The organism is Enterococcus sp. DIV0755b (assembly GCF_051713765.1).
GTDB lineage: Bacteria > Bacillota > Bacilli > Lactobacillales > Enterococcaceae > Enterococcus_C > Enterococcus_C canintestini.
In genome coordinates this window covers 309093-330415 of sequence record NZ_JBIOQN010000001.1, presented here as the reverse complement: position 1 = coordinate 330415, position 21323 = coordinate 309093, and the positions used below count along the sequence as shown (strand labels likewise).

21 protein-coding genes are annotated in these 21323 nt (G+C 36.7%); 18 read left to right on the top strand and 3 right to left on the bottom strand.

The annotated features are described in order from the left end of the window. Positions 1-38: 38 nt before the first annotated feature. Positions 39-1070: an ABC transporter ATP-binding protein gene (locus IGI65_RS01760; RefSeq protein ID WP_438773049.1), complete on the bottom strand. Its 1032-nt coding sequence runs from the start codon at positions 1068-1070 to the stop codon at positions 39-41. Between the two features lie 226 nt (positions 1071-1296). On the opposite strand from IGI65_RS01760, the gene recQ reads away from it, so the two are divergent. Then, positions 1297-3042 (top strand): DNA helicase RecQ, encoded by a 1746-nt coding sequence (recQ, locus tag IGI65_RS01755; protein WP_438773048.1) that lies wholly within the window; start codon positions 1297-1299, stop codon positions 3040-3042. Positions 3043-3251: 209 nt separating this feature from the next. On the opposite strand, the gene IGI65_RS01750 is transcribed toward recQ, so the two are convergent. Continuing rightward, on the bottom strand, positions 3252-3662 hold the full coding sequence (locus IGI65_RS01750; RefSeq protein WP_412257297.1) for an Ohr family peroxiredoxin: 411 nt from the start codon (positions 3660-3662) through the stop codon (positions 3252-3254). A 187-nt stretch (positions 3663-3849) separates the two neighbouring features. Here IGI65_RS01750 and IGI65_RS01745 point away from each other — a divergent pair, with 187 nt between their 5' ends. From IGI65_RS01745 to IGI65_RS01670, 16 genes are all read left to right on the top strand, one after another. Then, a complete protein-coding gene (locus tag IGI65_RS01745) occupies positions 3850-4314 on the top strand; it encodes a MarR family winged helix-turn-helix transcriptional regulator (RefSeq protein ID WP_412257299.1) in 465 nt (154 codons plus the stop codon). Further along, positions 4298-4837 (top strand): GNAT family N-acetyltransferase, encoded by a 540-nt coding sequence (locus tag IGI65_RS01740; protein WP_071864123.1) that lies wholly within the window; start codon positions 4298-4300, stop codon positions 4835-4837. The genes IGI65_RS01745 and IGI65_RS01740 overlap by 17 nt, the downstream gene beginning before the upstream one ends. Before the next feature lies 1 nt (position 4838). Continuing rightward, on the top strand, positions 4839-5549 hold the full coding sequence (locus tag IGI65_RS01735) for a B3/B4 domain-containing protein (RefSeq protein WP_438773047.1): 711 nt from the start codon (positions 4839-4841) through the stop codon (positions 5547-5549). Positions 5550-6110: 561 nt separating this feature from the next. Then, a complete protein-coding gene (locus IGI65_RS01730; RefSeq protein WP_071864121.1) occupies positions 6111-7184 on the top strand; it encodes an ABC transporter ATP-binding protein in 1074 nt (357 codons plus the stop codon). Next, positions 7184-8068, top strand: coding sequence for a carbohydrate ABC transporter permease (locus tag IGI65_RS01725; RefSeq protein WP_071864120.1), 885 nt, complete (start codon positions 7184-7186; stop codon positions 8066-8068). The genes IGI65_RS01730 and IGI65_RS01725 overlap by 1 nt, the downstream gene beginning before the upstream one ends. Position 8069: 1 nt before the next feature. Then, entirely contained in the window at positions 8070-8888 is an 819-nt protein-coding gene (locus tag IGI65_RS01720; protein WP_095006437.1) for a carbohydrate ABC transporter permease, read from the top strand. Continuing rightward, positions 8872-10173 carry an MBL fold metallo-hydrolase gene (locus IGI65_RS01715; RefSeq protein ID WP_412257309.1) on the top strand — a complete coding sequence of 434 codons (1302 nt, stop codon included), beginning with the start codon at positions 8872-8874 and terminating at the stop codon, positions 10171-10173. The genes IGI65_RS01720 and IGI65_RS01715 overlap by 17 nt, the downstream gene beginning before the upstream one ends. 3 nt (positions 10174-10176) lie before the next feature. Next, positions 10177-11463: an ABC transporter substrate-binding protein gene (locus IGI65_RS01710; RefSeq protein ID WP_438773046.1), complete on the top strand. Its 1287-nt coding sequence runs from the start codon at positions 10177-10179 to the stop codon at positions 11461-11463. Between the two features lie 226 nt (positions 11464-11689). Further along, positions 11690-13237 (top strand): bifunctional metallophosphatase/5'-nucleotidase, encoded by a 1548-nt coding sequence (locus tag IGI65_RS01705; RefSeq protein WP_438773045.1) that lies wholly within the window; start codon positions 11690-11692, stop codon positions 13235-13237. Positions 13238-13710: 473 nt separating this feature from the next. Beyond that, entirely contained in the window at positions 13711-14808 is a 1098-nt protein-coding gene (locus IGI65_RS01700; protein WP_071864115.1) for a lactate oxidase, read from the top strand. Positions 14809-14950: 142 nt separating this feature from the next. Further along, complete coding sequence (locus tag IGI65_RS01695) at positions 14951-15559, top strand: PepSY domain-containing protein (RefSeq protein WP_438773044.1); 609 nt, start codon at positions 14951-14953, stop codon at positions 15557-15559. Positions 15560-15705: 146 nt separating this feature from the next. Next, complete coding sequence (locus tag IGI65_RS01690; protein ID WP_245812993.1) at positions 15706-15933, top strand: hypothetical protein; 228 nt, start codon at positions 15706-15708, stop codon at positions 15931-15933. Next, positions 15923-16435, top strand: a complete 513-nt coding sequence (locus IGI65_RS01685) for a GNAT family N-acetyltransferase (protein ID WP_438773043.1) — start codon at positions 15923-15925, stop codon at positions 16433-16435. The genes IGI65_RS01690 and IGI65_RS01685 overlap by 11 nt, the downstream gene beginning before the upstream one ends. 13 nt (positions 16436-16448) lie before the next feature. Continuing rightward, positions 16449-17036 (top strand): TMEM175 family protein, encoded by a 588-nt coding sequence (locus tag IGI65_RS01680; protein WP_438773042.1) that lies wholly within the window; start codon positions 16449-16451, stop codon positions 17034-17036. Between the two features lie 4 nt (positions 17037-17040). Beyond that, complete coding sequence (locus tag IGI65_RS01675) at positions 17041-17337, top strand: hypothetical protein (RefSeq protein ID WP_438773041.1); 297 nt, start codon at positions 17041-17043, stop codon at positions 17335-17337. A 301-nt stretch (positions 17338-17638) separates the two neighbouring features. Beyond that, positions 17639-19000 (top strand): MFS transporter, encoded by a 1362-nt coding sequence (locus IGI65_RS01670; RefSeq protein WP_438773040.1) that lies wholly within the window; start codon positions 17639-17641, stop codon positions 18998-19000. A gap of 381 nt (positions 19001-19381) precedes the next feature. Here the strand turns inward: IGI65_RS01670 and IGI65_RS01665 are convergent, their stop codons facing one another. Beyond that, positions 19382-20380 carry an acyltransferase family protein gene (locus IGI65_RS01665; RefSeq protein WP_438773039.1) on the bottom strand — a complete coding sequence of 333 codons (999 nt, stop codon included), beginning with the start codon at positions 20378-20380 and terminating at the stop codon, positions 19382-19384. 62 nt (positions 20381-20442) lie between these two features. Here IGI65_RS01665 and IGI65_RS01660 point away from each other — a divergent pair, with 62 nt between their 5' ends. Further along, the gene (locus tag IGI65_RS01660) at positions 20443-21321 is read left to right on the top strand and encodes an alpha/beta hydrolase fold domain-containing protein (protein ID WP_438773038.1); all 879 of its coding nucleotides are present in this window, start codon (positions 20443-20445) and stop codon (positions 21319-21321) included. The last annotated feature ends 2 nt before the right edge of the window (positions 21322-21323 follow it).

Here is a 21323-nt window from a genome sequence, read left to right as displayed (position 1 = left end):
GTAAAATATTAAAAATAATTTATAGCGGTACTATAAATTTATTTATCAAAAAATAGTAAATGTTGTGAATCAAACGTAAATAAAACTGTCGCGCCTAGTGCAGGCGGGTTTTGTGTAGTTTGAACGAATAATTTCGTCTGTTGCCAATCCAACTGCAAAATGCTATTGCCGCCGTAATAACGTACTTCTGTGACAATTCCAGTTTCAACAGGCTGGGATTGGTTGCTTTCTTTGTGTTTTTCTTCACGAATGTGGATATGCTCACTACGGATTGCAGCCAGTTTGTCTTTCTCCTGTAAAAATTGCTGCTGTAAGGCAGGTGGTAAATTAGTAAAAGAGAACATATTAATCGCAGGGCGACCAATAAACTCGGCCACAAAGCGGTTCTTTGGTTTTTCATAAACTGCTTGAGGCGTGCCGATTTGTTGAATCACGCCGTCTTTTAACACGATAATGCGATCAGCCAAAGACATGGCTTCTTCTTGGGAATGGGTGACGAATAATGTTGTCGCCTGTAATTTTTTATGCGTGGCTAAAATTAAATCCCCGACTTGATCCCGCAATTTGGCATCTAAGTTTGATAAAGGTTCATCCATTAAAAATAACTTGGGATCGCGGACGATCGCGCGGGCTAGTGAAACTCGTTGCCGTTGACCACCGGATAAGTTTTTCGGTAAAACATCTAAGACTTCTGTTAAACCAAGTTCTTTTGTAACCCAATCCAATTTTTCCTGCCGTTCTTTTTTAGCAGTTTTACGGATTTTCATTCCAAAGGTAATATTTTGTGCCACCGTCATATGTGGAAACAAAGCATATTCTTGAAAAACAAGCGCCATATCCCGATCTTTTGGGGCATCTTTAGTGATATTTCGATCTGCTAGAATAACGCTACCAGTTGTCGGTGCTTCAAAACCTGTCAAAATATTTAAAAGCGTCGACTTACCACTACCACTAGGACCAACGATTGCGATAAATTCACCTTTTTCTATCGTTAAAGAAAAATCTTGTAACGCATTTTTCTTTTTGCCAGGATAGTGTTTGCTAATATCTTGTAAAGATAAATAACTCATTTATAAACCTCCAGCGTCCTTAAATTCGCCTCACCAAGCTTACACTTTTTTTGGTTTTACGTCAAAACCATTTGTGATAAAAATCATTTAAATAAAATGTAAAAAAACGTGCATTAGATTAAAAGTCGGCCCGAAAATTGACTACTTTTTTCTAGCTGTTTTCCATGTTAAGATGAATAGACAAAAAAGGCCTGAAAAGAACTTAGCAGTGAGAAGAGGATAGTACGTGGATGTTTTAACCCAATTATTAAAAGAAAAGTTTGGTTACGAAAGTTTTCGTCCGGGTCAATTAGAGTTGATTCAAAAAGTGTTGCGTAATGAAAATGTTTTAGGCATTATGCCAACCGGTGGCGGAAAGTCGATTTGTTATCAATTACCGGCATTATTATTAGACGGTTTAACTTTAGTGGTCTCACCGTTAATTTCTTTAATGAAAGATCAAGTGGATGCATTAAATGAAATGGGGATTGCAGCTACTTTTGTTAATAGTAGTTTATCTCAAGCAGAAGTAAGTATGCGTTTAAAAGATGCTGCCATTGGTAAGTATAAATTAGTTTATGTTGCGCCAGAACGGTTTGAAATGTTTTCGTTTAAGCAACTTTTACAGCAAGAAAAAATTAGTTTAATTGCTGTAGATGAAGCCCATTGTATCTCGCAATGGGGTCATGATTTTCGCCCAAGTTATTTGCAATTGGCCCAAGAAATCAAAGCGTTACCCAAACGACCAGCTGTGATTGCCTTAACGGCGACTGCAACTCCGCAAGTTGCTAAAGATATTGAAAACAGTTTGGAAATTCCGGTTAATAATAAAGTCCAAACCGGTTTTGCACGGGAAAATTTGGCTTTTCAAGTTGTAAAAGATGGCAAAGATAGTTATTTATTAGAATATTTGCGGGTCAATCAGCAACAAGCAGGCATTATTTATGCCAGCACCAGAAAAGAAGTTGAGCGCTTATACCACCTTTTAAAAAGTAAAAAAATTGAAGTTGGCTATTATCATGGTGGTTTAACCGAAGCGCAACGTTCAGCAGCCCAAGAAGCTTTTTTGTTTGATGAAATTAAAGTGATGGTGGCAACGAACGCGTTTGGAATGGGGATTAATAAAAGTAACGTTCGCTTTGTCATCCATGCCCAAACGCCAGGAAACATTGAATCTTACTATCAAGAAGCCGGTAGAGCAGGGCGCGATGGACTACCGAGTGAAGCCATCTTGATGTATGCACCGCAAGATTTACAAGTACAGCAATTTTTTATTGATAATTCTGAGATGGAATTAGACTACAAGCAAAAAGAGTATTTAAAACTACGGGAAATGAGTCAGTATGCTCATACAGAAATGTGTTTGCAACGCTACATTTTGCGCTATTTTGGAGAGGACGGCCCTGATTGTGGGCGTTGTAGTAATTGCTTAGATGAAAGAGAAGTTGAAGAAATCACATTAGATGCCCAAAAAGTATTGTCTTGTGTTAAGCGCATGGGAGAACGGTTTGGCAAAGCCCTGATCAGCAAAGTTTTAACAGGTTCAAAAGATCAAAAAATTAGCCAATGGCATTTTGAAAAGTTATCAACTTACGGCTTAATGAAAGACTGGAGTCAAAAAGATGTTAGTCAGTTAATTGATTTTTTAACAGCAGCAGGTTATTTAATTCCTACCGAAGGACAATTTCCTTTATTGAAAATTTCAAACAGTGGTAAAAAAGTCTTGCTGGGACAACAAAAAGTGATGCGTAAAGCTCAAGTAGTGAAAAAATTGGCACCGGATAATGAATTGTTTGAAAAACTGCGCCAGTTGCGCTTGGAACTGGCAACAAAGCAAAATTTACCGCCTTATGTCATTTTTTCTGATAAAACGTTGTATGAACTAGCTGAGATTCAGCCACAAACGACCTTAGAAATGTTGCAAATTAAAGGGGTAGGGGAAAATAAATTACAAAAATATGGCGCAGCATTTTTAGAGCTCTTACAAAAATAGCGGCTTACGTCTGCCGATTAAATTTCATAAAAGCGTTATGCTCTTGTAAAACTTTTGAAAATAAAGTTTCTGAAGGACAACAAACTTTATTCCTTGTAAATAGCATATAACCTTTTTCTTACAAAAAAATCCGCTGACAACTACACGATGATGTGTTTTGTCAGCGGATTTTTTATTTTTGTAGATAAAATTGTAAAAAGGGTATACCTCTAATCTTCAGCGTCAAATTTTACTGCGACATTGCCTTCAATGGCTTTAGTATAAGGACAGATATTTTCGGTTTCGGTCATATATTTTACGGTATCTTCTTTACTTAAGCCTTCAATTTTTCCAATTAAAACAACTTCCAAATGTAATGTCGTAAAATCTGGTAAATCCCCAAGTAAGCTGACTTCAGCTCGAATCTCTCTTTTTTTATCCCCTAGGCCATCTCGTTCTAGCGGAAATTGCATGGCACCATTAAAACAAGCGGCAAGACCTGCGGCAAATAATTCTTCAGGGTTGGTGTACCCCTCTTTTTTTACGCCAGTTGTTAAGACATCTAAAGAACCTGTGACAGACTTACTTTCACCTTCGCGACCACCGGTATTAATCACTGTTGAAGTTGACATTTTTTTCATCTGTTTTCCTTCCTTTCAAAAACAACGCTGACACTGCATCTGACAAAACGATTTTTATTACCTTTAAATTAACCGTATCACGATTCAAAATAAAAACAAAATGAAGTGCTTTATACTAAATGTTGCAAATGCAATAAAAATATTTTAAGATACAACTACCAATAAAAATTAGTGAATGAGGGATTAGATGACCGAAATTTTACGTGATTTAGGCAAAATTGCCCGTGCATTAGATTCGATTGCCAATATTGAATTTAAAGAATTTTCTTTGACCCGCGGGCAGTATCTTTATTTGGTCCGTATTTATGAAAATCCTGGTATTATTCAAGAAAAGTTAGCAGAATTGATTAAAGTGGACCGCACCACCGCTGCTCGTGCGATTGCTAAGTTAGAAAAAAATGGTCTGGTTGAAAAGCAAATCCAAGCCGATAATAAAAAAAATAAATCACTTTTTGTCACAAACAAAGGGGCCAAGCTTGCGCCAATTATTCAAGCGGAAAATAAATATTCCAATGACGTTGCGCTAAAAGGTTTCAGTGAACCTGAAAGACAACAATTAGCGGCCTATCTAGCACGGGTGGAAGAAAATGTTGCCACAGATTGGGATCTGGTGAAAAAAGGAGGGGTGCGTCCATATGGCAGTGAAGATTGAAATGGTGAAACAAACAGAAGTAAAAAAGTTAAAGGCCATCAGTGAAATAGCCTTTACAGAAACTTTTGCTAAAGACAATACGCCAGCAGACTTGGCTGCTTTTTTAGCACAAAATTACAACTACGCCCAATTGGAAAAAGAACTCGCCAATCAAAACTCTTTTTTCTATTTTATTTACCAGCAAAATGAGTTAGCGGGCTATTTAAAATTGAATATTAATGAAGCGCAAAGTGAAGCAGGTGTAAACGATGCTTTAGAAATTGAACGCATCTACATCTTGGCGGCCTTTAAGCGGCAAGGCTTAGGGCAAGAGCTGATTGCTTTTGCTGAAAAAGTAGCCCAAGCTCAAAATAAACGCCAGCTTTGGTTAGGCGTATGGGAATATAATCTGCCGGCGATTACTTTTTATAAAAAAATGGGCTTTGTTAAAACGGGTGAACACATTTTTACTCTTGGTAGTGATGACCAAACAGATTGGATAATGACTAAAAGAATAAACGACAAGAACAGCGGAGGTCTTTAAAATGAAAAAAATAAAAGTTGATGAAAATTTTTGGGAACTTTTTCCAGATGCCAAGTTATTTATTGTTACAGCGAGTGGTCTTAATAATCATAGCAATGAAGCCCAAGAGGCATATTTTGCAGATTTATTAGCCGAAGGTAAAAAAGAAGCGCAAAAATTTTTGACAGCTGAAACGTTTAGTCAAAATGAAGTTATCCAAGAATGGCGCCAAGCTTTTAGCCAATTTAAAACAAAAAAAGGTGCCCGTTCTTCGATTGAAGCGTTATTAAAAAGAGCCAGCCAAGATCGCACCTTTCATCCGATTAATCCGCTGGTGGATATTTACAATAGTATCTCATTAAAATATGGGGTTCCATGTGGTGGCGAAGACATTGATACGATTGCAGGCGATCTTCAGTTAGGAAAAGCCAAAGGTGGTGAAAGCTTTCAACCTCTAGGAGCAGATGAAGATGCACCGGCTTTACCCGATGAAATAATTTATTATGATGAAAAAGGAGCAGTGTGTCGTTGTTTTAACTGGCGGGAAGCTAAACGGACAATGTTACAAGAAACGACAACCGCTGCTGTTTTAGTTATTGAAGCCATTAATGATAAACAAGCTCAGCGCGCCCATGCCGCAATGCTTGAATTACAACAATTAATAGAAACTTATTTCGAAGTGAAAACATCCAGTGGGATTTTAACTAAAACAAAACCGGAGCTGAAATTATAAGTAGTGAACTGCAAAAATGAAAAAAAGCGAGCTTTATCAGTTTAATAAGTGCTGTACAAAGGAGGTGTGAGAAAAGCCTGATCACACTTCCTTTTTTTGCATCAATGAAATGACAAGAGTAGCTTTTCGGGGAATAAATACGCCTGTCTCGCTTTTCTACTAAGTGGGCTTTACCTGTGCACGTTTCTACGACAAGTTAATAAGTAGAAATTGGCAGAAATTAGCGGAGCAATTACGCTAATTTTCGTCTTATTGTGTGGGAGTGAAACAGATTCATTCTATTTTTTAGGGTTGTTTTACTTTCTTTTCAATTTTACTAACGGCTATCTGGTTCAAGTATGAAATAATAACTAAAATCTCGTTGTTTTTTTCTCGTTGGGGATAACAAAATAAGATAGAAAAAATTGTGAAAAAAGTACTTACCCTATTGCTTCACTCTTTGCCTTATAAAATTAAATGAGAAAAAAATAAGAAAATCTCTCATTAAACTTTATAAACTTATTGTTATAAAAAATGCTAAAATTAGCAGTGCAGGTAAAAATAAAAAAGGGAGGATTTCCCATGATTGAAGTTATCGATCTGAAAAAAGTATTCGATAATGGTTTTGAAGCGTTAAAGTCTGTAAATTTCACGATTGAAAAAGGTGACCTAGTCTGTCTTTTAGGTCCAAGTGGTTGCGGTAAATCAACTATTTTAAATTTGATTGCCGGTTTATTAAGTCCAACTGCTGGGGATATCCGCTTTGCTGGTAACTCTGTGGTTAAGACCGAACCCAAAGATCGGAATATTGGTTTTGTTTTTCAAAACTATGCACTCTATCCCCACATGACTGTTTTTGAAAACGTAATGTTTCCTTTAACGGTTGGGGATAAAAAAATGCCTAAAAATGAAGCGATGAAAATTGCGGAAAAATATATGGCGTTAACCAATATTGAAGAGTTAAAAAATAAAAAGCCCGGTACATTATCCGGTGGGCAACAACAACGGGTAGCCATTACGCGAGCACTCGTACAAAACCCTGAAGTTTTGTTATTAGATGAGCCGTTATCTAATCTAGATGCGCGTTTACGTTTAAAGATTCGCGAAGAGATTCGCCGCTTAGTGAAGGAAGTGGGGATTACCACGATTTTTGTTACCCATGACCAAGAAGAAGCGTTGTCGATTTCAGACAAAATTATTTTATTAAACGAAGGTGTCATTCAACAAAACGATGATCCACAAAACCTTTACTTAGAACCAAATAACTTGTTTGTGGCGAAATTTATCGGGAACCCAATCATTAATATTTTGCCAGTGGAAGTAAAAGACGGCATGATGCATCACGATGCCTTTAGCGTTCCGGTTGAGCGTTTTATGGTAGCCCGCTTTAAAGAAAATATGCCAGATGGTAATTACTTTATCGGGATTCGCCCAGAAGATGTTTTGCCAGTTGAAGGTGCTGGCGCTTTTCAAACAGTCATCTCTGGCGTGGAATTAATTGGCCGTGAACGTATTTTAAACTTTGATATTGATACCCATCACTTAAAATCGATTGTCAGCATCGAAGAAGATATTCAAGAAGGAGCGCAGCTGACATTTGATTTTGCTTACCAAAAAGCTTTTATCTTTAAAGAAGATGGGACGCGGATTTACTAATGTTTAAGAAAAATCATTACAATCCGGAAAATCAACCAAAAGCATGGCTCTTCCTTCTGCCATCTTTAGTTGTCATTATGATTTTTAGTATCTATCCATTATTTCGTTCTTTGTTTATGAGTTTCCAAAAAGGAACGCTGATTAACCAAGAATACGCGGGTATTGAAAACTATCAAAAAGTTTTAAGTGATCCAGTCTTTTTTAAAGCGTTAAAAAATACAGCTCTTTACGCTTTTACGGTAGTGCCGATTGCGTTAATTATCGGACTGGCGATTGCTTGGATTATTTTTGAAAAAGTAAAGCATAAAAGTTTTTTTGAAACGTTATTTTTCATGCCTTATGTAACCAGTACGATTGCCATCGGGATTGTGTTTCGTTACTTCTTTAATGGCTCTTACGGGATTATTAATTTCTTACTAGGCAAAGTAGGTATCGCACCGATTAATTGGTTGGATAATGTAGACATGAGCATGACGACCTTAATTATTTTTGGGGTTTGGACGAGTTTGGCGTTTAATATCATTATTTTACTAGCGGGCTTACGCAATATCGATCCAGAGCATTATAAAATTGCCAAAATGTTTGGTGCAAAAGACGGTGAAATTTTCCGCCGCATTACGTTGCCACAGTTGGTTCCAACGATTGCCTTTTTATTAACGGTAAATATTATTGGCGCTTTTAAAGTGTACACGCAAGTTTATGCCTTGTTTGCAGGCCAACCTGGGATTGCCAAAAGTGCGACAACCGCAGTGTATTATATCTATGACAAATTCCACATCGCCGGACGTCCTGGAATTGCCATGGCAGCGACAGTGATTTTGTTCTTAGTTATTTTGTTCTGTACTTTTATTCAACGCCAAATCATGAAGAGAGTGGGGGATTAGCGTGAAAAAACTAGTAACAATTATTGCTTTAGTCTTTTTAGTGGTGCTAGGGATTATCACCTTGTTCCCATTTATCTATATGGTTTTAGCCGGTTTAATGACTTATAGTGAAGCGACAAGTATTCCACCAACTATTATGCCGGAAAAATTCCAATGGGCGAACTATGCGGCCGTCTTTTCAAAAGCGCCGTTTTTACAGTACTTTATTAATACTGTCTTCGTTTCTTTGGTGACCACGATTGCGACTTTAATTACTTCTGTTTTAGCTTCATTTGCTTTAACGAGTTTAGAGTTTAAATTTAAAGGTTTAGTTGTCGGAATTATGGTGTCATTACTAATGGTACCGTATGAATCGATTATTTTTACCAACTACAATACAATCGCCAAAATGGGCTTATTAAATAGCTACATGGCATTAATTATTCCCTTTTTAACAAGTATCTTCTATATTTATTATTTAAATAGTTATTTAAAAGGAATTTCCAGTACCTTTTATAAAGCTGCTAAAATCGATGGTGCTTCTGACTTGGAATATATTTGGCGTATCTTAGTACCAATGTCACGACCAGCGTTAGTCACTGTGGGGATTTTGACTTTCATCTCCAGTTGGAATTCATTTTTATGGCCTTTACTTGTTACCAACGAGAAAAAATACCGTTTGTTAAATAACGGTTTAGCTGCTTTTACGACTGAAAGTGGTAGCGACGTGCACTTGCAAATGGCTGCAGCGACATTGACAGTAATTCCCATCTTAATTATTTATTTGATCTTTAGAAAAGAAATTATTCGAGGAGTGGCAAAAAATGGTATCAAAGGGTAAAACCAACATCACTTTTCATAGTGGTATTTTGACCATCGGCGGTACCATTATTGAAGTCAGTTATGAAGATGCGCATATTTTCTTTGATTTTGGGACCGAATATCGCCCGGAATTGGGGCTAAAAGATGATGATTTAAGTACATTGTTAAAAAATCGTCTCATCCCAGAATTAAAAGGTGTCTATGATCCGCGGTTAAATTACACTTACCACGGGGAGGATGAACAAGAATATAGTCAAACGGCTGTCTTTTTATCCCATGCGCATTTGGATCATTCCAAAATGATTAATTATTTGGATCCGCAAATTCCGTTATACACGTTAAAAGAAACGGCAAAAATTTTGCGTAGTTTAAATCGTAACGGTGATTTTTTAATTCCTTCCCCTTTTGAAGCAACGAATTTTACCCGTGAAATGATTGGCTTAGAAGCCCATGACGTGGTAGAAGTGGGGCAAATTAAAGTGGAACTTGTACCGGTTGATCACGATGCTTATGGCGCGTGTGCATTATTGATTCATACACCAGATGCGTTTTTGACTTACACTGGTGATTTGCGTTTACACGGATATGACCGCCAGTATACGCTAGATTTTTGTCAACAAGCTAAGCATACAGATCTTCTAATGATGGAAGGCGTTAGTATCAGCTTTGATGAAAGAGATTCTGAAGAAGTTAAAGTCTTCAGTGAAGCGGATTTAATTGCACAACTAGTGGCAAAAATTAACGAAAATCCTCAGCGACAATTAACGTTTAATGGTTATCCCGCTAATGTGAAGCGCTTTGAACAAATCATTAAACAATCGCCGCGAAAAGTCGTCTTAGAAGCCAATATGGCAGCTTTAATGCAGGATATCTTTAATATCGCAGTTCCGTATTATTATCCTTTAAATACCGAACATAAAATTGCGGACTTAGATGAAAAACTAGAAATTTCTTATGAAGAATTGTTGGCTGACGACCATAAATATTTATGGCAAGCAGTCGCAAACTTTGAAAAATTACAAAGCGGCGGCATGTATTTTCATATGGATGCCCAACCTTTGGGAGATTTTGATCCCAAATATCAAGTCTTCTTGGATTTATTAGCCTTGAAGAAAGTGGAATTTGTCCGTCTTGCTTGTTCCGGACATGCCTTTCCACAAGATCTCGATGCCATTATTTCAATGATCGAGCCTAAAATTTTGGTTCCAATCCATACGTTAAAACCAGAAAAACTGGAAAACCCGTATGGTAAAAGAATACTTCCCACCCGTGGGGAAAAAATCACTGAGTTCAAAGGAGAGTAAGAAATGAAGTTCAAAAAATTGGGTACAGCAGTATTGGCAACCGCCGCAGTTTTTGCATTAGCAGCTTGTGGCAATGATTCAAAAGAAAGTTCTAATGGCGACAGCGACAAAATCGTTACATCCATCGACAAAGACACTACTGTTACATTTTGGCATGCGATGAATGGGGCGCAAGAAGAAGCGTTAACGAAGATTACTGAAGATTTTATGAAAGAAAATCCTAAAATCAAAATTGAATTACAAAACCAATCACAATACCCAGACTTACAAGCAAAAATCAACTCAACACTACCTTCTCCAAAGGATTTACCAACAATCAGCCAAGCATATCCAGGCTGGTTATGGAACGCCGCACAAGACGATATGTTAGTAGATTTAAAACCTTACATGGATGACAAAACAATTGGTTGGGGCGACCAAGAAGAAATTCGCAAACCATTATTAGAAGGTGCGCAAATTGAAGGCAAACAATACGGTATTCCATTTAATAAATCAACTGAAGCTTTAGTTTACAACGCTGATTTATTGAAAGAATATGGTGTTGCAGTTCCTAAAACATTAGAAGAATTAAAAGAAGCTTCTAAAACAATTTATGAAAAATCAAATCATGAAGTTGTCGGTGCGGGCTTTGACTCTTTAAACAACTACTATGTTATTGGCATGGAAAATAAAGGGGAAGAATTCACCAAAGATTTAAAATTTGATTCTGAAAAATCAAAAGAAGTAATTGATTACTATTTAGATGGCGTAAAAGACGGTTACTTCCGCATTGCCGGTTCAGACAAATATTTATCTGGCCCATTTGCAAACGGTAAAGTAGCAATGTTCATTGGTTCAATTGCCGGTGAAGGTTACGTTAAAAAAGATACAGAAGGTAAATTTGAATACGGTGTGGCACCACGTCCGGAAAAAATTAACTTACAACAAGGTACAGACATTTACATGTTCAACAGCGCTACAGCAGAACAAAAATCTGCAGCTTTCATGTACTTGAAATACTTGTCTTCACCAGACGTGCAATTATATTGGGCTGAACAAACAGGTTACATGCCAGTATTACAATCTGTTTTAGAAAGTGAAGAATACAAAAAATCACCAAATACAAAAGTACCAGCAATTTTAGAAGAAGCAACAAAAGACTTATTCTCTATTCCAGTTAAAGAAAATGCTGATCCTGCCTACAATGAAGTACGTGCAATTATGGAAAACATTTTGTCTAACCCAAATAAAGATACAAACAAATTAATTAAAGATTCTGTCCCACAATTACAAGATGCTTGGAATCAATAATTTGATGTAAAAAATCTCCTCTATCCCAAAAGGTAGAGGAGATTTTTTTATCTAAAAAGACAGACAAATAAATTAGATTGGATTGGCCAAATTTTTTTAGGGAAAAATTTGTCAAAAATCAAATCTATTCGTGGTTTATGGTATGATGACAAAGGAAATTGTTTTAAATTCTATTACAATGTGAGTGTTGTTATTAGCGTTTAAAATCAGGAAAGGAACGAGAAAAATGCAATTAACTATTTTAGCAACGAGTGATATGCACGGCTATATTCAACCAACCAATTATGCGGAAAAAGGTGCTGATTTACCATTTGGTACCGCCAAAGTCGCGACCAAAATGCAAGAATTAACCGCCCAAGCAGATGGACCAGTTATTAAAATTGAAAATGGCGATTTTATTCAAGGATCTCCTTTAAGTTATTATGCTGCCAAGCAAAAACAAGATCCAGCTGAAATTACCAAAGTCATTAATCATATGGGCTATGATGTTGGCTTACTGGGTAATCATGAATTTAATTATGGTCTGCCTTATTTAGAAAAAGCAATTAAAAGTTATCAACATCCGATTTTAGCAGCCAATGTTTTAGGTAAAGATGGCCAACCTTATTTTGGCGAACCTTACGTTATTTTGGAAAAAGAAGGTGTTAAAATCGCCATTTTAGGTGTGGTCACGCAATATATTCCCCATTGGGAGCAACCAACAACCGTTAAAGACCTAACTTTTAAAAGCTTAGTTGCAACTGCTAAAGAATACGTGCCAAAATTACGGGAGTTAGCTGATGTAGTTATTGTTTCTTACCATGGAGGTTTTGAAAAAGACCTGACAACTGGAGAAGCAACAGAAATGCTAACTGGAGAAAATGAAGGCTATGAATTATTGCAAACCGTCAGTGGTATCGACGCTTTTGTAACTGGACATCAACATCGTGAAATTGCGACTGTCATTAACGGTGTTCCAGTTATTCAACCAGGTTTTCGCGGAAATTATATCGGTAAAATTACGCTTGATTTAAATCAAACGGGTAATACTTGGCAAGTAAGTAATCCAACTGCTGAAATTGTGGCGACAAAAGATGCAAAAGCTGATTTAGAAGTTGTGGGTTTGATTCAAAAGTTAGACAATGAATTAGAAAATTGGTTGGATCAACCGGTGGGAAAAGTGGAAGGCGACATGCACATCACCGATCCGATGGCTGCCCGCATTCACGAACATCCATATATTGAATTTATCAATCGCGTCCAAATGTGGGCTAGTGGCGCTAAAATTTCTGGTACAGCTTTATTTAACAATGAGGGTAAAGGGTTTGGTGAAATTATTACCATGCGTGATGTTATCACCAATTATATTTATCCCAATACACTAGCTGTTTTAAAAATTACAGGTGCAGATTTAAAAGCTGCATTGGAGCAAACCGCAAATTATTTAGTGTTAAAAGATGGTCAAATCGTCTTTAATCCGCAATTTATCGATCCAAAACCACAATATTACAATTACGATATGTATGAAGGTATTGACTATGCAATTGATTTGAGCAAACCTTATGGCGAAAAAATCACGAAGCTCCAATTTGAAGGATCAGATATTTTACCTGATCAAGAATTAGAAGTTGTCATGAATCAATATCGTGCGGTTGGTGGCGGAAATTACGCGATGTTTAGTGCAGATAAAATCATCAAAGAAATTCCACGGGATATGACAGAAGTAATCGCAGAATACTTGCAAGCCCATCCAGTCTTAAAAGCTGAAGTAAATCATAACTTCAGTGTGAAATAAGTATAAAAACCACGAGTTTTGTTTTTTACCCAATGTAATATAGGGGAAAATGACAAGGCTCGTGTTTTTTTGTTTGAAATCTATCACAATTAAGAAATTTTGTCTGATTTAAAAGAGCTACCCAGCCTCTGCCACTTTTCTATTTGTCTAGCTTTTTGCACAAACTCTTGGCGACAATCAGCTAAAATCTTAAGAAATTTGAAAAACAATTTATAAAGATTTTAGCTGATTGCTGAAGAGTTGAACGAGTTCAAAAAGCTTTTCTATTTTGTCTAGTTTCAGATGCCAACTCTTTGAGAAAAATTCAAAAACTAGCTACTGGCCCAGAACACCAGTAGACGAGTTTCTGAGATTTTTTAAAGAGCTACCCGGCCTCCTTCACTTTTCCTACCACCCTCGAGTACAAATGTTTGCTTACTTTTAATAAGCGATGTAAAATGAGCATGTAAATTACAAGAGAGAAGGAAAGTCTTATGTATCATACAAGTAATGAAGAACATCCTATTGATATTGTTAATATTGCCTCTTTAGAAGGCCGCGTTAAAGAACGTATGGAAGCTGGCGCGTTTGGTTACATTCGTGGTGGTTCTGAAGATGAATGGACAATGAAAGAAAATACTACTTCATTTATGAATAAAAAAATTATGCCCCGCATTTTACAAGGAATTGATCATGCTGATTTATCAACTAAATTATGGGACATTGAACTTAAAACACCGATTATTCAAGCTCCTTCTGCAGCACAAGGTTTAGCTCATGAAAAAGGTGAAGCAGATACAGCTAAAGGTGTTGCCGCTGCGGGTTCCATTTTTTCAATTAGTACTTATGCCAACACTACAATCGAAGATGCTGCCGCTGCTGCACCAGATGCACCGCAATTTTTCCAATTATATATGAGTAAAGATGACGGTTTTAACGAATTTATTTTGGATAAAGCTGTTAAAGCAGGTGCCAAAGCAATTATTTTAACTGCCGATTCTACATTGGGTGGTTACCGTGAAGAAGACGTAATTAATCAATTCCAATTTCCACTACCAATGCCTAACTTAGCTGCTTATTCTGCTCAAAGCGCTAGTGGTGATGGCGAAGGTAAAGGAATCGCTGAAATTTACGCTGCTGCAAAACAAGGCTTAGTTCCAGAAGACATCAAAAAAATTAAAGACTTAACGCATTTACCTGTTTTTGTTAAAGGAATTCAATCACCAGAAGATGCTGATCTTGCAATTAAAGCCGGTGCAGACGGGATTTGGGTTTCTAATCATGGTGGTCGTCAATTAGATGGTGGTCCAGCTTCTTTTGAAGTTTTACCAGCAATCGCAGAAGTTGTCGACAAACGGGTGCCAATCGTCTTTGATTCTGGCGTACGCCGTGGTGAACATGTGTTTAAAGCTTTAGCTAGTGGTGCTGACTTAGTTGCTATTGGTCGCCCAGTTATTTACGGATTGAACTTAGGTGGCGCAGAAGGCGTGAAGTCTGTCTTTGATCACTTAAATAAAGAGTTATCCATTACGATGCAATTGGCTGGAACAAAAACAATTGCGGATGTAAAGAAAACAAAATTAATTGATTAATTTTTAATTATTAAGAGTCTGATCGTTAAAGTCAGGCTCTTTTTTGCACAAAAAAATTTTACTTTGCTCTGTTAGTGGCAATTCCTCTTAAAAACAGGTAACATAAAATTAACTGATATTTTAAAGCCGAGGAGGAAAGAAGATGAAAAAATTAATCTTAATGACCATTTTAGGTAGTAGCTTACTTTTGGCCGGTTGTCAGCAAAATAGCGAAAATCAAAATGGGGATACAGCTCAGACAACTAATACAACTACAACCACCACAACAGCCACTACAACAAGTGAAACAAGTTCAAAGGTTACAGATAAAAATGGGATTGCAGTCCCAAAAGCAGAATTATTTGATGAAACGATAACAAAATTTCAGTCCGCTCATACAGAGGCGATTATCACAAGTTTTAAATGGGAAGCCCAAGGACCAAATGAACAAGTTGAGATTGAAGGAAAAGATAGTAGTCAAGAATATCAGATGATTTTTGACGCCAGTGGTAAATTACTGGGAGATACGAGTGAAGTGAACGACGATAAAAATTGGCAAGAAGATGAAGTGAAAACTGATGCTGTTATTTCATTGTCAGATGCGATTGAAAAAGCCCAAGCTGATACTGAGGGATCTGTTACTTCAGCAGAATTAGAAAAAGACGATGGTGTTACAAAATGGGAAGTCAAGCTACTCCACACTAACCAAGAGATTGAATTAACTTTAGATGCCCAAGGTGGCAAAATTTTAAATAAAGATGTTGACGATTAAGTAAAAAATCAATGTTTAGCATAATGTTAGGCATTGATTTTTTTTAATGTTAAAACCTAATAAGAATGCGGGTTTAAACTAAATTGCCATAATTTTTGCAAATATTTGTTATAATACGTAAAAAAGGGGGGAGTCCGTTGCCAATTATGCGAAAAAAACGGTTAATGCAAGTGGAAAATCAAGTTGTGTTACCGCTAAGTGAAGAATTTTTAGTCAAGAACAATTTGAAAGCAGATAGTATCGTAAAAATAGATGAAACCTTATTAGCTCAGGCATTGACGGTACTTTCCAAAGAAGATATCTTAGAAGATGTTTTGGCTAAAGTAATGAATCAATACGATGAAGAAAAAGAGGAAAATAATCATGAAAATTAGAGTGGCAACGCCTAATGACTACGACGAAATTTATCAGGTAGTTAAAGATGCTTTTAAAACAGCGCAAGTTTCAGACGGAAACGAACAGGATTTTGTGGTTGCCTTACGCCAAAAAGAAACATTTATTCCCGAATTAGAACTTGTAGCGGTAGCCGATGGAAAAATTGTCGGTCATGTTATGTTAAGTGAGCAAGAAGTTAAAGCAAAAGACGGTGTGCGTAACTTTTTACTTTTAGCTCCGTTAAGTGTCGCTTTTGAGTACCGCAATCAAGGGATTGGCGGTGCCTTAATGGAAGCAGCTTTTAAAAAAGCTGTGGCAATGGAACATCATGCTGTCTTCTTAGTGGGAAATCCAGATTATTATGCCCGCTATGGTTTCCGCCAAATTGCTACTTTTGGTATGAAAAACAAAAGTGATATTCCGGATCAATTTATTTTAGGTCAAGAATTAATTTCTGGTGTATTAGAAGACCTTGAAGGTGAATTGGAAATTAAAGAATAAGGAAGTGGTTAAAATGCCCAAAACTAGAATTGAGGCATTTACAGACGCGGTAATTGCGATTGTTATGACTATTTTGGTTTTAGAATTACATGAGCCAAATGGCAGTACATGGCGAGCTTTTGCCGGAGTAGAACATCAATTTGCTATTTATTTAATCAGTTTTATTTCATTAGCGGTTTATTGGAATAATCATCATCATCTATTTAATATTGTCAAAAAAGTTGACGGTTGGGTATTATGGGCCAATAATTTATTTATTTTAATGATGACACTCTTTCCTTTTGCTACCGCTTGGATTGGGGACTATCCTGTTGAATTGGCACCGCAGTTATTATATGGGGCAATAATTTTTGGTACGGACTTAGCCTATTGCCTTTTAGGTTATACGTTAGTGCGAGTTAATGGAAAAAATTCGCCGGTGGGAAAACTTTTTGCCCATTATCCTAAGATGCGGCTGACACTTATCTTAAATGTGATTGCTTTATTAGCCGGTTGGTTGATTCATCCCGTGAGTGTGTTAGTGGTCAACGCGTTAATGTTAATCATGTGGTTTATTCCAGAGAAAAAGATTGAACATCTAAGTTCAAACGAAAGAAAGTGATTTTATGTTTGAAATTTTTGCTGAATTAAATTTACATGTCACAGAAATGCCAGTGGAATTAGAAGAAAATCGTCCGGTTTATCGTGGCTTTTTACGAGAGTTACCACAAATTGCGGGGCAAGGACACTCTCGCCAAGCGTTATATCGTGAATTGGCTGAAAAATATGCTACCTATCGCCAACGTTTAGAAGAACAAAGTAGTGAAGAGGCGCAAACAACTTCGCTACTAAGTGCAGAGCAGCTACTAAAATATTATGATGGTGAAACTTTTGATGGCTTTTCTTTTGGAGAAAAAGAATAATTTTTTTGTACAAGTAAATAAGAAAGAATCAAAGCACTTAAATTAGTCAGACTGCTTGACCCTTTTAATAAAAATAGGTAGAATATCTTTTGTGAATATTTTCAAATCGTACAGATAACACGTCCTTTGACGTGTCGAGAGAGAGGCGGTTTCTATTTCGATAGAAACTGCTTCTCTTTTTTTAGGCCTAAAGTTACTTGAAGTAAATAAAATGAGGCAATTAATGCAATGATGTAAACTTTTAGCGAGTAACGTCTTTTGCCTAAGTTTTTGTACGGGATGAAAAACAAGGAGGAATTTGATGGAGAAAAAAATTCACTTATTATTAGCCGTATTGGCAACTGGCATGATGTCATTTGCGGGGGTTTTAATCGAAACGGCGATGAATGTTACTTTCCCTACTTTGATTAGTGAGTTTGGGATTACGACAGGTCAGGTTCAATGGGTGACAACAATTTATCTTTTAGTTATTGCTATTATTGTGCCTTTTTCAACGTATTTATTGAAAAATTTTCAAATTCGGACGTTGTTTTTGGCTTCTAATCTTTTATTTATGACAGGATTATTAATTGATTTTTGGTCACCAAGTTTTTTGATCTTGTTATTAGGACGCCTGTTGCAAGGGATTAGTACAGGAATTGCACTACCGTTAATGTTTCATATTATTTTAACTTATACACCGATTGATAGACGTGGCGCTATGATTGGGATTGGAAATTTAACAACTTCCATCGCACCAGCAATTGGGCCAACCTATGGCGGTGTATTGACTTCTGCTTTAACGTGGCACTATATTTTTCTATTTTTAGTACCGGTATTGTTCCTTTCGCTAGGATTAGGATTATATGCGATTCCAAGCATGGCTATAAAAAAAGGTGGCAAGTTGGACATTCCAAGTATGGCGGGTATTGTTTTAATGTTTAGTGGCTTTTTATTATTCTTAAATCAAGTAGGAACACTTGTGAGTGTGATTCCACTTGTTGTGGGACTAGCAGGTTTAGGTCTCTTTTATCATCGTTCGACTAGTGTCAAAGATCCGTTAATTCGCCTAACTGTTTTAAAAAATAAAGGTTTCCGCTTATTTTTATTAGGCTTTTTAGTTTGCCAATTTTTATTGTTGGGAATTTCTTTTGTCTTACCAAATTTTGTTCAAATTGTGATGGGAAAAGACGCTTTTATCGCGGGATTAGTCATGTTACCGGGGGCTGCAGTCGGTGCTATTTTGGCGCCTATTTCAGGTCGAGTGTTGGATAATCACGGCGCGAAAAAACCAATTTTATTTGGCCTAAGTTTGGTTACGATTGGTTGGCTAGCTTTAACATTACTGTTACAAGCACCTATTTTATTCGGTTTTGTGGCCGCCCACGTCTTTTACATGATTGGGATTGGTTTTTCGTATAGTAATATGATGACCACAGGAATGAGCCAAATTCCAACAGAAATGTTTGCCGATGGTAATGCCATTTTCAACACGTTGCAACAATTTTCTGGTGCTGTAGCCACTGCGATTGTGGCGACTATTATTAATTTGGCCCAAAAAAGTCAGTCTAATTATGAAGCCGGGACAGTATTTGGATCACAAATAGCATTATTGTTCTTATTTATTTTAGTACTGATGATATTAATTAGTTGCGTACGCTACTTTAAGGTTAAACAAAATTAAAAAAACTGACACAAGTTGCACTGAATTTTCAGTTGGCAGTTTGTGTCAGTTTTTTTAGTTGATAAAGGAAATATTTGATTATCATAAGCAATTGGGTGAATTTACCCGGATTAAAAAAGAGCTAACCATTGCCCTTAGCTTTTCTTTTGATCTAGCACACAAACGAACTCTTGGCGACATTAAGTCGAAATGCTAAGAAATTTGAGGAGCAATTTCGTATCATTCCGCCTTAATGCTAAAGAGTTAAGCGCGTTTGTTTAGCTTTTCTAGGTGTCTAGCAAAATGAACTAACTCGCTGCGACAATAAGCTGAAATTTCAAGAAATTTGGGAAACAATTTATTAAAATTCCATCTTATTACTTGAGAGTTGTGCGAGTTCATTTAGCTTTTCTTATCGGGCATAATCCAATGGTTGATTTGTTTTAAGACGATACTTAGGCGATGAGTCACTTTCGGGCGAGATAAAATATAGACGGTTAAAAGGGAGCCGCCGATTAAAATTAAACCATGTAAGATGGGGTTTACTACAAATTCGCCAATTTGGACAATTGGCGCAATTAGATAAATGTGTAAAAGATAAATCGCTAATGTATTTTGTCCCCAAACAGTATAAAAGTGCCGTTTTTCAGTCGCCATCACCAAAAAGGCGAAAACAAAAGCAAATCCCAACCCATAAAGGTATAAATCAGCCAAAATATTTTGCCACAGCGGGATTTCAAATAAATTATAAGCACGATCTCCCCATAAAATTTCCGGGGGTAAAGGAGCTTTGACCCAAAGAAAAGCAGTTACTAAACCTAATATAATCACCATAAAACCCAGTAAACGCGCAAAAGGAAAGTGGCGCAATTTTTCAATCATTTTGCGATCAGTATAGTAACCTGCTAAAAAGAACGGCAAAAAACCTAATGTCCGAGCCAGCGCCATGTAAGTGCCAAACTCAGTTAAAAAACCAGAAAAAATACCGATGATAAAGCTAAGAATTAAAATGTGCCGTACTTTAATTAAATCTGGTAATAATAGGCGCCAGATGAACATACAATACAAATACCACAGCGTCCACCCAGGATTTAAAATCGTGATAGTTTCAATTTTACCCATCATTAACAAAATGATACTTAAAATGAAGTTTAAAATAAGATACGGAATCAGAAATGTTTTGACCGCTGTTTTCCGTCCTTTTTGGACCTGTTTAGAAAAATAGCCAGAAATAAAAATAAAGACCGGCATGTGAAACAGGTAAATAAAGACATAGAAAAATTCTGCTGTTTGATTTGTTAAGCGAAAATATTCTAAAGCGTGACCTAAAACGACTAAAAAGATTAGGACACCTCTTAAATTGTCAAAAAGTAATTCCCGTTGTTTTGAAATAATGGACACCTCCTAGTCCGTCAGTTATGCTAGAGATATTACTATTGTACCATTTTTAAAGGAGGGGTGAGATGCGTTATTCTGCCAAATTTGTTAAACAAGTATTCAAAGTAATTCAAATGAAAAAGCTTGTGGGTATCGCCATGGTGACACCACCAAAACGACGCAAAATTAACATTCGCCAATTAGAAAATAGCGACATTCCGCAAAAACGCAGTCAAATTAGCGGACGAGAATTGATTACACTTTTCCCCCCGCATGTAACTAAAAAACACGTGCTGTATTTACACGGAGGAGGTTATGCCTTAGAAGCATCTCCTTTTCATAAACAAATTCAAGAACGTTTTGTTAGCCGTTTTAATTTGAAAGTTAGTTACTTTGACTATCCGCTAGCACCAGAAGCGACAGCAGAAAAAACGCTATCTGCCACCAAAGCTGCTTTTTATCATTTACGTCATTTATACCCAGATGATGAAATATATCTTTTTGGTGATTCTGCTGGTGGGGGGTTAGCCGTTAGTTTGGCACAGCATCTAAGAGATGAAGGTACCCTAAGACGTCCACAAAAATTAGCTTTAGCCTCTCCTTGGCTTGATGTTTCAGTGAGCGATCCTCGTTCAGATGAATTAGAAGCAAAAGATGTTTTGTTGGAAAAAGATTTATTGATGCAAGCTGGCGCTACTTATGCGGGCAATTTAGCGGTAGATAATCCACTTGTTTCTCCTATTTATGGAACATTTCAAAACTTAGGGGAGCTTTTCGTGATTAGTGGCACAGCCGAAATTTTATATCCCGATGTTTTACGTTTAAAAGAAAAAGTAGCGCACGTTAAAGGTACAACGCTAAATTTAGTCATTGTTCCAGATATGATGCATGATTTTGTTGTGTATCCTTTAAAAGAATCGTTACCTTATGTGGATGAAATGGGCGAATTTTTTGCTACTGATTAGTA